The organism is Oscillatoria sp. FACHB-1406 (assembly GCF_014698145.1).
Classification (GTDB): Bacteria; Cyanobacteriota; Cyanobacteriia; order Cyanobacteriales; family Spirulinaceae; genus FACHB-1406.
Genome location: NZ_JACJSM010000014.1, coordinates 41,985 through 56,630, shown reverse-complemented (window position 1 = coordinate 56,630; position 14,646 = coordinate 41,985). Strand labels below are relative to the sequence as shown.

The following is a 14,646-nucleotide window of genomic DNA, read 5'->3' as shown; positions in this document are numbered from 1 at the left end:
GCTGATTTTCGCTATAAAGCATTTTCTACTCGGGATTGCGAACCGATCGAGGAAGCCAAAAGGAAACACCTTCTGCTATTGTGACAAATTTGTTCTGGCGTTAAATGTTGCCTTGTCGGTTGCGATCGCGGGCTATAAATCTTGAAAGTCAAGCCGCAGGGGAATAATTATCCCCCATCACTCAAGTTTGCGGCTTGCTGAATGATTGACAATTGACCGCGTTGAGTATAATACCCCCAATTACGAATTACGAATTACGAATTACGAATTATTCCGTCAGGTCTAAGACGGCGAACGATCGCGACGGTTCCCATTGCAACCATCGCCCCCAGCGCGGCGGGAACCACCGGCAACCAACCGCCGCTGCGCCACAGAACCAGATAGCATCCGCCTATAAGAATTGCGATCGCGCCGCCTCCCGCCCCCAAGCGCGCCCTACCACCGTACAGATTGCTAACAATCCCTCCCCCAACTCCCGACCAAACTACAATCCAGAGCATCTCCCCCCATTCGGGAAAAAACCAGATTAACGGTCTTTTGTCAAGAGAAGCGCTGATAATTTGACTGACGGCTTGAGCTTGAATGACAACGCCGGGGGTTTTGTCCGTCTTAGCGCGATCGTAGGGCGTGCGATGAACGTCGCCAAAGCTTTCATCCGTCGTACCGATGAGAACGATTCGCCCTTTGGCTAACTCCGGAGTCAAGCCGCCCGCTAGTGCCGAAGCGAGGGTTAATTGCGGCGCGATCTGTTGGGTAGCGCGGTAGTTGAGCATAATTTGATAGCCGCGCACGTCGATATTGCGATAGCCGCCGCTCGTTATCCCCAACGGTTTCAACAGCGCGTTCCCAATGCTCAACTCGTCCTTATTCGTTAATGTCGCCTCAATCCCTCGATCTTTGAGATAGCGCAACGCAACTTGTAACGCTAGCGAAGCCGAACTGCGACACCTCGAATCCACCGGCGGCGACATCCCAAACAACTGACGGCGCAGCACGCCATCGATCTCGCTATCGGCAACAATATCTCCAAATCCCGCCCGTTCTCCGACCTGCTGTGGCGGAATCTCTGGCGCTGGCGGGAAGTCGGAACTGCTGCCATTTCCCGCCTTGCAAACCACCACCAAGCGATCGTCGTTTTGCAGGTTTTGGATTAAATTTCGAGACTCCGGTTCGGCAGCAAAATCGCGGTAAATATCCAATCCAACCACGCGCGCGCCGTTGGCTTTTAGTTTATCGAGCAATTGGGCGAGGGAGCGATCGGATAGCGAACGTCCGGATCGCGCAAACTTAATATCCCGGCCTCTCTGTTCCTGTACGTCCCTCGCTGTCACCGTCACCAACAACAAGCGCGGATCCGCCCCTTCCTCGGGACGCAAGCGCAACAACGCATCGAAGGCCTTTAACTCCAGCGGTTGCAACACGCCGAACAACCGCAAGCTTATCGCAAACGCCGCCGCCCCCAGACTGCCCAGACTTGCAATAGATAGGGGAACTCGAGAGCGTTTGACAGTCTTTTTCGGCAGTATGACAGGAAAGAAATCCGGCCATACGGGAGGAACGGTGGTGGGATTTTGGAAAATTGCAGGCAACCAGGAGGCGCAAGGAAATTCTGACTCCAATCCTTGCAATCGTTCTCGGGCTTCTCGCACAGCCAGCGGAAAAGATTCGCCCCGCGCAAATGCCGCCAAGAAATTTTTTAAGAAAGCTTGCGCCACGCGATCGGGAACGGGTTCGCGCATCACAATCAGTTGGGGCAGATTTAAATCGGCTAATTGGCGTGCCAACCCCAAACCGTCGCAAGAGTTGAAGATTGCGAGCTTTAAGCCCCGCGAAATTGCAGCGCGTAGGGCATTTTTGAGGCGATCGAGTCTTAAACCTTCGGTGGGGTTAATCTCGATCCAACCGACCTCTCCTTCGCGTTCGCTGGCACTATGCCCCGCAAAGAATAAAATATCCCAGCCGCGATCGTCCCACAACCAGCGATCTAATATTTCTCGCGTCGGTTCGACTAAAAACACGACTTCCGCTCCCGGCAAACTTTCTAACAGAGCGCGATCCGCCTGTACGTCAATGCCGCTGGCGTGTCCCAAAATTGCTAAAATTCGACCTTGAGAAGGTACGGGGACGACGCGCTCGTATTCTTGCGGGCTGAGGGTAACTTCTGCTTTGGGATAATCTTCAAAAAAATGCCACAGATGCCAGGGTAAGTGACGTAAGGGTTCGTCTTCGACTTCGATCGCGACTTGTATTTCTTCGGTGGGTAATAATTGGGTGCGAAGTTGGCGATCGATGCGATGAAAAGATTCTGAATTCAGCCAACGATTGAGTTGTTTTTCTAACTGTCCGCACAATTCATCAAATTCGGACTGCGAGACATTAGCGATGTAATCTTCTTCCTCCTCAAACTCAATATCGGAGCGGAGCGAAGCCCTTAATTTATCCCCCCGCAAACGAGTTGAAAGCGCGCGATAGAGTTTGTGCCAGCGCGAGTACGTTTCGGCTATTTCTGGGGCGGGCGGCAAACTTCCCGATATCTGAACGCCGGTTCCCTGTCCGCCAATACTAATTTGAGCGATTACTGTGGAGAATCCTTGCTGTAAATTTCCGCAACCCAAGTTAATAATGACGATGCGATGAAGCATTCTGAATAATTGATAATTGACAATTGATAATTGATAATTGATAACGTTCGGAGTCTCGTCAGGTTGGCAGCGCCCATTAGCTAAGACTTTTGTGCGTTTAGAACCAATTATAAGATTGCGCTGCCTAGAATCAACCCTCCTAAATTCTCAGGAAACGGTGCGTTAGCGAAGCGTAACGCACCATTTAACCCAAAATTGAGGGGAGTCGATTCTGTGCAACGTCATATTCAATTGGTATCAGCCGTAGTCAACAATTCGTCATCATCAGAAAAAAAATGATGATCGGAGCAATCCTAGACTGGGATGAAGAGGCACAGTCTTAATTCTGCAAGTTGTCCTGAATTGAATTTTGTCTCGTCTTGCGGTGAGACACAAGAAGAAGCGATCGCTAACTTACAAGACGCAATCGCCTTAATGCTGGAACCTCTACCAGACAATTTGCTAACAACAAAGCCAGCCAAGATAGTTGAGTTGACGACCTAAATGTATGTCACAAAAATCGCCTCGTTTCAATCCCTGATAGGGATTAATTGAAGTTGCAACAAAAAAGGTAGTTTGCCTAGGGTATGAAAAAGGTTTCAATCCCTGATAGGGATTAATTGAAGTTGCAACAGCCTGTTCAACGCGACGGCTAACCGTGAGGTGTGAGTTTCAATCCCTGATAGGGATTAATTGAAGTTGCAACTTAGGCTCATAATACTCTTTGAGAGCGCCCTCAAAGTTTCAATCCCTGATAGGGATTAATTGAAGTTGCAACTTCCTTCTACGCGCCGAATTGCTCTGTATTCAGCGTTTCAATCCCTGATAGGGATTAATTGAAGTTGCAACCTTTATTGTTGTCCCCCCGAATCGATTTATTATTCAAAGTTTCAATCCCTGATAGGGATTAATTGAAGTTGCAACCCAAAATTGATTGAGGCGATCGCACAATTCCTCGTTTCAATCCCTGATAGGGATTAATTGAAGTTGCAACGAAACAATTTTCGTCGTGGAAGGAGAACCCTGTTGCGTTTCAATCCCTGATAGGGATTAATTGAAGTTGCAACATTTCTTAGAGGTCGCCGATTATTATCTGCCCGGTTTCAATCCCTGATAGGGATTAATTGAAGTTGCAACTCCTGCTGGGGGAGCGGAAAGTTGCGGGCGCTGAGTTTCAATCCCTGATAGGGATTAATTGAAGTTGCAACAGAGGAAAAGCTCCGTCCGCATTGGTAATCTCCCCCGTTTCAATCCCTGATAGGGATTAATTGAAGTTGCAACTGGGTGAGGGGAGTTTCTGCGGTGGCGGTTTTGGTGTTTCAATCCCTGATAGGGATTAATTGAAGTTGCAACCGCTAGCTCTGAAACCCTTACTGTCTTTGGTTTTCAAGGTTCACTTCCGGGAGACTTCCCTTAAAGTACCATTTCAGCCTCTGGCTTGTCAATTGGGGAGGTAGCAACAACGCTTCAAACCCTTACAGAATAAGTATCCTAGCGATCGCGGGAGACTCAAAAGAGCGTGAGGAGCATCAAACGCTTACAGCATCTCGGTTCTAGGCTCCAAAAGCGGAGAGCCAATTTGTACACCCTCACTCTCCCGGCAATAATCAAAAAAATACGGTCGGTTCGATTGACTCGATCGCGTAGTCTCTAAGTCCGATCCCATCCCTTTATAGCTCAAAAGCTTCGGTATTGCTAATTTCATCGAGCGTTACTTGTAAATTAAACCGATAGCCGCTGGCGCACTTAAAACGAGGAAGTTGAATGTAGCTGTCGCTCGGGCGCGATTCCACCGTTCTCAGCGTTTCGCCACTTTCCGAAAGCAGCGCCAGTTTAAGGTTAGCCGGAAGACAGGCGCGATCGCGATCGGGATGGAGTCGAACGCGCACGCCAAACCGTTCGTCGTCTTCGGTTTTCAGTTCGATGGAAAGCACAACGCAGAGTTTTTGTTCGGGAAGTTGGAGTTCGAGGCGTTTGGCGCATTCCGTTCGCGCGCTTCCTGCATCCCGATTGTTACGCAAACGCCAAGCTAAAGATTCGGTTGGGGATAACAGCGATTCGAGCGATTGCCAGCTTTCGTCGGCGAGGTTAGCGAACCACTGACTTAAGCGCGTTACTTTCGGTGCGGCAATTCCGAGACGACGGCGATAAAGTTGTTTTCGATAATCTTCCCGCTCGAGCAGTGCGCCCCACAAATGAAAGGGAATTTCTAGTCGAGGGGTTAAAATTTGGGCATTTCCGAGACGCTGACAGAGGTTTTCTGCTTGCAGGGCGGATAAGTTCGGTAAGGGCGCAATGGCGGTACGGGTGACTTCTTCAGGACAGAGTTCGCGCGCGAGCAAAAGAACGCTCAGATCTGGAATCAGATCTTCGCGGTGTAGGGTATAGCTGCGATCGCAACTGTCATAATACCCGTTTTCTTTTAAGCGCGCGTGTGTCGTCCAGCCCCAAATTTTCACGCTTTCGTCATCGGGGCTAACGGAAACGGCGAGATAATAATCGCCCGCCCAACTCGGAAGATCGACCCATTCTTGCGGGACGGATAATTCTCCCTCATCGATCGCTTCGCTGGGAATCAGAATCGCGCGGCAATTGTCAAATTCGATGGCACTCCCTTCAACAAATTCCCAAATACTGTCGAGATGGGCGGTATTGCTGGCGATTTTGGCATCAAGGGCGTATTCTTGCTGCAACCCCGATAACACTGCTTCTAGGCCCAAACGGTTGAGATAGCTGCGCCAGCGACTCTGGGACGAGGCGCAGGATTGACTCTTTTCCCAAGCGTCATCGAGCCAGCGAGACGGAATTTCGAGACAGATTTGAGTCGGTGTCGCAAAGACGAGCATAATGAATAGCACTCCTTGAATTCTGGCGATCCGAGCGATCGCTTGATTTGAAGTCCCGGCAAGCGCGGACACAATCGCTCATCTTTTGTCCCGATTATCCGGGCTATTTTTGAATTACGATGGGAATTGCAAAAATATGCACTTCTCTGAACCTAGAGCGCAGGAAATCGAAAATATTTTTACCCGTTGTTTGCAGTACGGTGCGCTCGGTTCCTCCGATTTTCTTTTCGGGAAATACACCCGCAGTGGTACTTGACATTGCGCTTAATTTATGATCTAAAGAGCGCGCGTGGGTCTCTAATCCAAGAGTAGTAACCTTTTCAAGAATAGACCAGCGAAGCCGAGGATTTGATTAGCACTCTCAGCCTAAGAGTGCTAAATTGCTAATTGGAGAATATCGCGAAGCTCGTACACCGATGGCAAAAATTATATCTTTTAAAGAAGAATCCCGACGTTCCCTCGAGCGAGGCATTAATGCTCTAGCTAATGCAGTCCGCACGACACTCGGACCGAAAGGGCGGAACGTTTTATTAGAGAAAAAATTCGGCGCGCCGCAGATCGTCAATGACGGTATCACGGTCGCCAAAGAAATCGAACTCGAAGATCCCCTCGAGAACACCGGCGCGAGATTGTTGCAGGAAGTTGCTTCTAAGACGAAAGACATTGCCGGAGACGGCACGACCACTGCAACCATTATCGCTCAAGCTTTAATTCGCGAAGGCTTAAAGAACGTCGCCGCAGGTGCGAATCCCGTTGCTTTGCGTCGCGGCATCGAAAAAACGATCGCGTACCTGATTGAAGAAATCGAAGCGATCGCCAAGCCGGTTGAAGGCAGCGCGATCGAGCAAGTCGCCACCGTTTCGGCAGGGAACGACGAAGAAATCGGTAAAATGATTGCCGAAGCAATGGAGCGCGTCACCACCGACGGCGTAATCACCGTTGAAGAATCCAAATCGATGGCAACCGAACTCGATGTCGTCGAAGGGATGCAAGTCGATCGCGGTTACATCTCGCCCTACTTCGTCACCGACCAAGAACGGCAAATCGTCGAGTTTGAAAGCCCCCGCATTCTCATCACCGACAAAAAAATCGGCGCGATCGCAGATCTCGTCCCCGTCCTCGAAAAAGTTGCCCGCGCCGGTACGCCCCTCCTCATCATCGCTGAAGATGTCGAAGGCGAAGCCCTCGCTACCCTGGTCGTGAATAAAGCCCGAGGCGTACTCAACGCCGCCGCGATCAAAGCGCCCGGATTTGGCGATCGCCGCAAACAACTCCTCCAAGACATCGCCATCCTCACCGGCGGGCGTTTAGTCTCCGAAGAAATCGGCCTCAGTCTCGATACCGTCACCCTCGATATGCTCGGCACTGCCCGTAAAGTCACCATCGAGAAAGACAATACCACCATCGTTTCCACCGGCGACCACAAAGCCGACGTAGACAAGCGCGTTGTCCAAATTCGCAAGCAACTCGCCGAAACTGACTCCGAGTACGATACCGAAAAACTGCAAGAACGTATCGCCAAACTTGCAGGCGGTGTTGCCGTTATCAAAGTCGGTGCAGCCACCGAAACCGAACTCAAAGATCGCAAACTTCGCATCGAAGACGCGCTCAACGCAACCAAAGCAGCGGTTGAAGAAGGCATCGTCCCCGGCGGCGGTACAACCCTCATTCACCTCGCTCGCCAAATCGAGAGTTTCAGGGAGCAATTGAGCAACGCTGAAGAAAAAGTGGCTGCCGATATCCTCGCTAAAGCCCTCGAAGAACCCCTGCGCCAACTGGCGAATAACGCTGGCGTTGAAGGTGCTGTCGTTGTTGAAAAAGTCAAAGAATCCGAGCCTAACATTGGCTATAACGCCATGACGGGCAAATACGAAAACCTGATCTCCGCTGGGATTGTCGATCCCGCCAAAGTCGTTCGTTCTGCGCTGCAAAACGCCGCTTCGATCGCCGGAATGGTGCTAACCACCGAAGCGCTCGTCGTTGAGAAACCCGAACCCGCTGCTGCTGCTGCTCCCGATATGGGCGGCATGGGCGGCATGGGCGGCATGGGCGGCATGGGCGGCATGGGCGGCATGATGTAATTGACAATTGACAATGGACAATGGATAACGTTGTTGAATTACGCCTAATGTGAATTAGAAGCCAGAAAGATCGCTCTTACTATTATTTCTCCCCTCGCATTTTCCCCCTTTAGTAAGGCTACCGTGTACACATAAGCGATCGAATCTAGCATGACGGTTGAAGATCCCCCCTAGCCCCCCTTAAAAAAGGGGGGAACCGGATTCAAAGTCCCCCTTTTTAAGGGGGATTTAGGGGGATCGACCCAGCTTGCCACTCAACCGATGAGTTGTGTGGACACGGTAGCTTTAGTAAGGGGGGTTAGGGGGGATTGGGAGAGGGGCTGGGGGTGAGGGAATCAGACTGTTGGATAATGCACATCAGACGTGAATTGACAATGGACAAATGGCACTGAAATAAGAGTTCAAAAATCGCCTGTAGAGACGTTGACTTGCAACGTCTCTACAGATAATTTCGTAGGGTGGGCAACGCCCACCAGCCTTAAGTCAGTGCCATTCGACAAGGGACAATTGACAACGTTGATGCAGCAAGCTGTTGAAAGGTTCGTCTTTTATCCTTGTCCTTGAAGCCCAAAATAAACCCTCCAGCGATGTTCTGGGGGGTTTGTTTTTAAGGTTCGCCCAAGTCGCCAAGTTGCTGGCGGTAGCGTTCGAGTTCTCGTTGTAGTTGTTCGCGCAGTTGCCGTTCTTGTTCGACTTGTTGTTGGGCAAATTCTCGTTGCTGCCGTTCTTGTTCGACTTGTTGTTGGGCAAATTCTCGTTGCTGCCGTTCTTGTTCGACTTGTTGCCGTACGATGTCTAATTCTTGGCGCATTTCCGACAATTGCGATCGCGCTTGCTGCTCGGCTTCCTCCGTACTGATATAGCGATTTCCTTCCTCATCAAACCAGTATAAAACTTCTCTTTCCACGCCCCCGTAATTACGCAGCCCTCGACCGATTCCCAGTCCGATTTCTGGCATCCAGACGGGTTCTTGTACCTGCCAGCGATACTTCCCTTTGACTAATTTATACACTTCTAGTCCTCGATGGCGATCGCCTCTGAATTGCCGAGGATTATAGATAACGTAGTACAGCACGCCTAATTTGGCATAAAGCGCTTCCTTGCTGCTGTATTCTCCTCCGGGAGTTTGAGAAACCACTTCCAGCGCGAGGATCGGGACAATATTGTTTTCTTCCCACAGCACGTAGCTGCTACGCCCTCCTTCCCCTTTGCGACGTTCGACATTGAGGGCTAAAAATCCATCGGGGATAATGGGGATGCGGGGATTGTCGCCTGTGGTGTGATAAACGGCCATATCCACCCCGAAAAACCAGTCTTGGCGATTTCCCCAGAGGTATTCGAGCAAGAATAAGAGGAAGTTGGGGATAAAGTTTTGTTCTTCGTTATCCACAGGGGTATCGTCCGAACAGGGGAGTTCGGCGCTACTGGGGAGATTTTGGATTTCCGATTTTAGCATTGGAACCTACCCCGCTTTTTTCTTTGTCTTTGAGTTTAACTGGCTTATTGAAATCTGCTCTATTTCTCGGGACAGGCAGCAAAAAAAATCGAACAGCAGCGACCTCCTCTACCGTCCGCTCCCCAGAGAGCCTTATTCCCTTCTTAGAGCGCTTCTAGCGCAAGAAACTACTCATCAGCCAAAACAAGAGCATGGTGCTGCCTACTGCCTCGAATTGCGGCGGGACGAAGCCCGTCAGCACGCCCAAGCTCGAAAGCGCCATCCCAATTCCCACGCCTGCAACTAAACCCGCCAGCGTTATCAACACTGCCCGACCTAACCGATTTTCCTTACGATTGATGAAGTAAATATTAGCTCCAAAGCCCAGCGCCATTGCCAGCGAGAGGGCAGGCGGATTGAAGAAGCCCAAGACTCCCAATCCCAGGAAAACACCGCCAGACAACAGGATATCGTTTCGCGAAGGGCGATCGAGCCAACCTTGCAGCCATGCGGGGGAATTGGTCGGTATCGGCGCTGAAAAACTCGGGGGAGTTTCGACGCTTTTCTCGGGAAAACGAATGCGTTCGGGAACTTTGATTTTCCCTTCTTGCCGCATTCTCAAGCGATCCATAATAATCGCATCGTAAGCAGTTTCGATACTTTCAACCTGCTTGCGATCCTCTTGATACTGTTGAGTGAGGCGAGTTTTTGCTTCCTGAATCTCTTCAAACGAAGCATCTTGACTTACCCCAAGCGTTTCGTAGGGATTGCGATCGCTCATTGATAACCTCCAAGGTATTCCCATCGTTTGCCCGCGACTATGGCAAAAAGAGTATGGCAAAAATGACTTCAGGGCAATGGGTTGCGAGCTATTCCCTTCGCGCTTTTAAAGCAGCCGCCGACGAGCTAAGCATTTAACCCTCCCTTTCGTTAGTTTAACAATTTCCGCAGACTTGCCGACAATTGGATGTGAAATCGAGTTTTTGTTAAATTAGACCGAGATTAGGGGCTTACAAGCTCTGTCCTAGAAGGATAGCTTTTTAGGTTATCCTATTGGGCGATTGATAATTAATGAAGCAGCGCTCCCGTTCCGGTTCCATTTTTGTCTAGAATACCGATCTAGGGCGTACTCTCCCGCTCGCAAGTGCAAATTCTCTATGCTTGATTCCTCTATCCCTCTAGTTTTTTCTCGTAAAGAACTGTAAATATGCCCCCCGCCAAAATTCTTATTGTGGACGACGATCCTGCAATCCGAAATCTGATTCTGCGTTTTTTGAGTCAAAAAAACTATCAGATGGAAGCGGCTGACAATGGGAAAAGCGCTCTGGAAATCTTCGCTCAATTTAACCCGGATCTCGTAATTCTCGACGTTAACTTGCCGGATGCTCTGGGTTACAACTTGTGCGAAGAAATGCAGAAACGAACCGATGTCTTTGTCCTGATGTTAACCAGCCGCACCGATACTGAAGATAAAGCGACAGGTTTCCGAAAAGGTGCTGATGATTATTTAACGAAGCCTTTCGACCTGCAAGAACTCGAGTTTCGCGTCAATGCGATTCTCAAGCGCCAGCGCATGGTAACGCCTTCAACGACGAAGCAAACGCTCGTTTTCGGCAATCTAGCGATCGACCCGGAACGCCGCGAGGTCACGCTCGGCGGCAATATCGTTCAATTCACGGCGCTCGAGTTCGACCTTCTCTACTTTTTGGCCAGCCATCCCGGACAAGCGCTATCGCGTCCGAAGCTCATTAGCGAGGTTTGGGACTATTCCGAGATTGTCGGCGACCAGCGCGTCGTAGACGTTCATATCGGTCAAATTCGCAAAAAGATTGAGGTCGATGTCGCTCAACCCTCTTTAATTAAGACGATTCGAGGGTTCGGCTATCGATTTGAACCTCCTTCTGCTGAGGAACGTTGATGCGGAAGTTTCAAACTCAAAACGCAACGCGCAACGAAAAAATCTCAATCGACGTGAAATTCGCGCGCCATCGCCCAGCGTTCGTTACAAACGTTTAAGAATTGTTACTATTCTTTTTGAGGTTTTAAGTTTTGGGTGCTTCTTCGTTTTTTTGAGCGAGCGTGTTAGCTTCCCCTTCTGGAGATGCTTCAAGTTGGGCTTTCATCCGAACAGACTCTTCGATATCCCGGGCTTCTCGTTTTAATTCATTCTGAAATTCATTGGAGGCTTCTTGAAAGCTGCGAAGGGCTTTTGCCATGCTGCGACCGATTTCGGGGAGTTTCTTGGGACCGAAGATTAACAGGGCAATTGCTAGAATTAAGAGCATTTCGGGCAAGCCGATACCAAAGATGTTCATGGGTCTTCTACGTGGGTCGGAAATTATTACAATTAAAAAACCCGGATAAATCCGGGAGCGTCGATTCGTTAACTCGAGTTCAAAGGGGAAGGAGGTTATCGTCCCAAGCTTTTCCAATCGACGTTAACGTTATTGAGTAGCAGGTCTGAGTTGTAGATCTGCAAAATGATGACTAAAAACAAGAAAAACAAGACCATAAAGACTGCCATTACTGGCGTGGTTCCCCAACCGGGAGTGACTTTACCGTATTCAGAGTTGAGAGGCTTGAGTATATCGCCTAGCCGAGTTTGTTGTGCCATAGGGTACCCAATACAGTATCTATGATATTTTTGTTAATGTTCTGTAATATTATAAGGGTATCCTGTCTCTTATGTTTGGATCGAGTATGGAACCTGCAACAGTTTTTATTATTAGTATCGCTGCTGTGGTCGTCGCGATCGCGGCCTACGCTATCTATATGTCTTTCGGCGCTCCGGCTGCTGAGTTGAGCGATCCTTTTGAAGACCACGAAGATTAAGTTCTCCCCTCACCAAGTTATCCGCTCGGCAAGCTGATTGCGCAATCTCGGACTAATTCCGGGGACTCGCTGGGCAAAGTCATCAAGGGAGGTAAACGGTCGCTGTCGCCGCGCTTCTAAGATGCGTTTTGCCAGAGTCGGGCCGATTCCCGGTAGGGCTTCGAGTTCGGCGCGAGTGGCGGTATTCACGTCTACTTTTCCCACGGTTGATTCTCCGGTTGCGTCCGGCGTTGCAGTATTCACGTCTACTTTTCCCACGGTTGATTCTCCGGTTGCGTCCGGCGTTGCGGTGCTTGTCGGCGCGCTAATTTGAGGACAGGTTTTCTTCTGTTCGTCGATTTTCTGGCGGACGGGGGCGGGAATGCCGAGAGTGGCCCCTTTGTACAAGCGCTCGAATTCGCGTTTGTAGTGGGCGGCAACGATCGCGTTTTCTATGACTAAGAGGGTTTCATCGTTGTTACGATTGCCTGCTTCAGACCAGTTATGCGAGCCGGTAATAACGATTGTGTCATCAATGAGGCCGAATTTGTGGTGCAGTTTATCGCCTTTGGGAAGTTCGGGAACGCCGACGCTGGAAAGGGGAGATTGCCAGGGACGATTGTCGAGTTCGTATTTGCAGCGATCGCTCAAGGCCACGCCGAGCAGATCTAATCCTTCACTATAGCTGCGAAAGGCGAATTCTGGGTCGATTAAGGCTTTAATTTCTACGCCTTGCTGGTGGCGCGTTTCCAGGATATCGGCGAGGGGCTGTTCGGAAAAGACAAACAGCGCTAAGTTTGCCGACTCATTCGCCCGATTTAAGACTTGACCGATTAACCCATTCGTGCTAAAGCTCCAAGGTTGGGTGCTGGAAGTGGGAGAAAATTGGACGGTGACGAGGGAATGTCCGACTTGCAGTTGTCGGGCGGGGCGGTAGGGTTTCTGCAAGCCAAAATTGCTATCGGGTTTGCCGCCGGGGCCGTCACCCCAGAGTAGATTAAATTCTTCTGTAAAGATAGCGGTTAAGGTGGCATCGCGGATGGCGAGGAGGTTGTTAGCGTTACCGCGCGTTTCCGGGGCGCTGAAGTCGCCGTGAATGTCGCTGGGGGTGAAGTTAGCGGAGGTAACGATTGTGGTTACGCCGTCGATCGCGATAAATTTGTGGTGCATCAATCCCGAACCCTTGCTGCCATCGGCGGTATCGTCGATAACGGGGATGCCTGCATTGCGTAGAATAACTAGGGCATCGCCTTGATTGATTTCGTCGTCGCTGAGTTTGCCGTCTTTATCGAGATCGCTGGAGGCTAAGAAGTCATTGTAGCGATCGCGCTCTCGATCGTCCAATTGTTGAATTTCGGCGGGGGTTAAGTCGCCCCAAGCGCGATTGTAGGTATTTTCGAGAACCACTCTCACGCTGAGTCCGGCTTGGCGTTTGGTCGCGAGGGCGAGGGCAATGTTGGGGAGGCGCAATTCTTGGACGGCGACATCGATAGAAGATTGCGCCGATGCGATCGCATCAACGATAATTTGTTCGAGGTTATCGCCTTCGCGGGCAATCTTGCGGTACGGCTCGGTATAGTTAGCCGAATCGGTAGGATTGTGATTGGTGTAGACTTGGATGAAAGGGTCTTGGGGTAGGGGTGCGGGACGGGCGATGCGATCGGGCGAGCGTCCGAACCCAATTACCGCGATCGCAACCAGGATCGCGAGAAGGGCAAACCCGAGGAAAACTTGGAGTCGCCGAGACTTCATGGGGAAGATTGCAGGAAAAATAGCGCGCCGAATAAAAGCGCGATCGCCACTAACGCCAACCAGATAAAATTATTATCCTTGGTGTCAACCTGGGAGAGATCGACGGGTTCGGCAGCAGGAGGCTCGGGTTTGGATTGTTGCGGTTTCGAGGGGGTAACGTAACGATTTTGTACGTCGCTGTCCGATAAATTCGCCAAATCGGGAATTTCCGTCATCCACTCCTTGGGGCGTTTGAGGGCGGGCGCGCGAATAATTTCGAGTACGCGGCGCGCTTGGTGGCGAATGGTAGAATTAGGATGTTTTTGTAAGGTTTGCAATAGCGCGATCGCATCATTGGTTTGATTGGCTGCTTGATAAGCCGTCACCAACCATAACTGCGCCTCGCCCCCCAAGCGAGAGGTTTTGTTACTCAACGCACAAGCGGTTTCTAACTGCTCGATACTGAGACGATACTGCCCGCGCTCGAACGCTTCTTTCCCGGCTCGATACTTTTGTTGAAACGCTTCTTGGGTTTCCGAACTCATGCCGAAGTTTAAACTAAAGGGAAAATTGAGGGGAAACCTTAATTGTACTCGCTCCGGGGGGATAGCCGTTAAAATTTTTAGGGAACCTGAAAGGGCTGAAATTCGTCTTCGCCCATCTATTGCGGATTTCGCTTCAACAGTTCTGTTAATTGTCCTATCCGTTACCCCGCTTCAATTCGCCATGAACCTCAAACACCCACTCTTTCCGTTAACGTTGACTGTCGCTGCCCTCGCGATCGCGCTTCCGGTACGCGCCCAAGTTATTATCATCCAGAATCCCAACCCCGTGCAAGGCTTTCCCAGCCAACAGCCCAACAGCTATATCAACCTCAGCCCCATCATCAACAACTCGCCGCGTATCTCGCCCATCCTGCAACCAGCTTATCCTTCCCCTTACCCGACGCAGCGGCGCTATCCCGCCCCTTCCAATACGACTGTTATCGTCAACCCCACCGTTATCGTTCCCGGAAACCGCGTTTATGGGTATCCGTATTCTTATCCCAGCAATTCAGGATTTTCCGTTTACTACGGTTCTCCGAATGGAGTCGGAATTCAAGTTGGGTATTAAGATGCGCT

Annotated in this window: 13 protein-coding genes and 1 CRISPR repeat array; of the genes, 4 read left to right on the top strand and 9 right to left on the bottom strand. The window is 50.4% G+C overall.

Annotated features, from left to right (window positions below; genetic code table 11):
- Positions 1-254: 254 nt before the first annotated feature.
- From H6G50_RS14660 to H6G50_RS14650, 3 genes are all read right to left on the bottom strand, one after another.
- The gene (locus H6G50_RS14660; RefSeq protein ID WP_190717527.1) at positions 255-2,642 is read right to left on the bottom strand and encodes a CHASE2 domain-containing protein; all 2,388 of its coding nucleotides are present in this window, start codon (positions 2,640-2,642) and stop codon (positions 255-257) included.
- 506 nt (positions 2,643-3,148) lie between these two features.
- Positions 3,149-3,974: direct repeats of the CRISPR family, unit length 37 nt; unit sequence GTTTCAATCCCTGATAGGGATTAATTGAAGTTGCAAC.
- Positions 3,975-4,291: 317 nt separating this feature from the next.
- On the bottom strand, positions 4,292-5,539 hold the full coding sequence (locus H6G50_RS14655) for a DUF1822 family protein (RefSeq protein ID WP_190717525.1): 1,248 nt from the start codon (positions 5,537-5,539) through the stop codon (positions 4,292-4,294).
- 31 nt (positions 5,540-5,570) lie between these two features.
- Positions 5,571-5,726: a hypothetical protein gene (locus H6G50_RS14650; protein WP_190717524.1), complete on the bottom strand. Its 156-nt coding sequence runs from the start codon at positions 5,724-5,726 to the stop codon at positions 5,571-5,573.
- A 157-nt stretch (positions 5,727-5,883) separates the two neighbouring features.
- Here H6G50_RS14650 and groL point away from each other — a divergent pair, with 157 nt between their 5' ends.
- The gene (gene groL, locus H6G50_RS14645) at positions 5,884-7,548 is read left to right on the top strand and encodes a chaperonin GroEL (RefSeq protein WP_190717522.1); all 1,665 of its coding nucleotides are present in this window, start codon (positions 5,884-5,886) and stop codon (positions 7,546-7,548) included.
- A 607-nt stretch (positions 7,549-8,155) separates the two neighbouring features.
- On the opposite strand, the gene H6G50_RS14640 is transcribed toward groL, so the two are convergent.
- Both H6G50_RS14640 and H6G50_RS14635 read right to left on the bottom strand, forming a co-directional pair.
- A complete protein-coding gene (locus tag H6G50_RS14640; protein WP_190717520.1) occupies positions 8,156-9,004 on the bottom strand; it encodes a Uma2 family endonuclease in 849 nt (282 codons plus the stop codon).
- A 154-nt stretch (positions 9,005-9,158) separates the two neighbouring features.
- Complete coding sequence (locus tag H6G50_RS14635) at positions 9,159-9,764, bottom strand: CPP1-like family protein (RefSeq protein WP_190717518.1); 606 nt, start codon at positions 9,762-9,764, stop codon at positions 9,159-9,161.
- A 426-nt stretch (positions 9,765-10,190) separates the two neighbouring features.
- On the opposite strand from H6G50_RS14635, the gene H6G50_RS14630 reads away from it, so the two are divergent.
- Entirely contained in the window at positions 10,191-10,901 is a 711-nt protein-coding gene (locus tag H6G50_RS14630) for a response regulator transcription factor (protein WP_190717516.1), read from the top strand.
- A 124-nt stretch (positions 10,902-11,025) separates the two neighbouring features.
- Here the strand turns inward: H6G50_RS14630 and H6G50_RS14625 are convergent, their stop codons facing one another.
- A complete protein-coding gene (locus H6G50_RS14625) occupies positions 11,026-11,298 on the bottom strand; it encodes a TatA/E family twin arginine-targeting protein translocase (RefSeq protein WP_190717513.1) in 273 nt (90 codons plus the stop codon).
- A 95-nt stretch (positions 11,299-11,393) separates the two neighbouring features.
- On the bottom strand, positions 11,394-11,597 hold the full coding sequence (psbH, locus tag H6G50_RS14620; protein WP_190717511.1) for a photosystem II reaction center protein PsbH: 204 nt from the start codon (positions 11,595-11,597) through the stop codon (positions 11,394-11,396).
- An 86-nt stretch (positions 11,598-11,683) separates the two neighbouring features.
- Here psbH and psbN point away from each other — a divergent pair, with 86 nt between their 5' ends.
- Positions 11,684-11,815, top strand: a complete 132-nt coding sequence (psbN, locus tag H6G50_RS14615) for a photosystem II reaction center protein PsbN (RefSeq protein WP_190717509.1) — start codon at positions 11,684-11,686, stop codon at positions 11,813-11,815.
- A 9-nt stretch (positions 11,816-11,824) separates the two neighbouring features.
- Here psbN and H6G50_RS14610 read toward each other — a convergent pair whose 3' ends face one another.
- On the bottom strand, positions 11,825-13,546 hold the full coding sequence (locus H6G50_RS14610) for a DUF655 domain-containing protein (RefSeq protein WP_190717508.1): 1,722 nt from the start codon (positions 13,544-13,546) through the stop codon (positions 11,825-11,827).
- Complete coding sequence (locus H6G50_RS14605) at positions 13,543-14,070, bottom strand: tetratricopeptide repeat protein (RefSeq protein ID WP_190717506.1); 528 nt, start codon at positions 14,068-14,070, stop codon at positions 13,543-13,545. The genes H6G50_RS14610 and H6G50_RS14605 overlap by 4 nt, the downstream gene beginning before the upstream one ends.
- A 181-nt stretch (positions 14,071-14,251) precedes the next feature.
- Between H6G50_RS14605 and H6G50_RS14600 the strand changes: the two genes are divergently transcribed.
- A complete protein-coding gene (locus tag H6G50_RS14600; RefSeq protein WP_190717504.1) occupies positions 14,252-14,638 on the top strand; it encodes a hypothetical protein in 387 nt (128 codons plus the stop codon).
- The last annotated feature ends 8 nt before the right edge of the window (positions 14,639-14,646 follow it).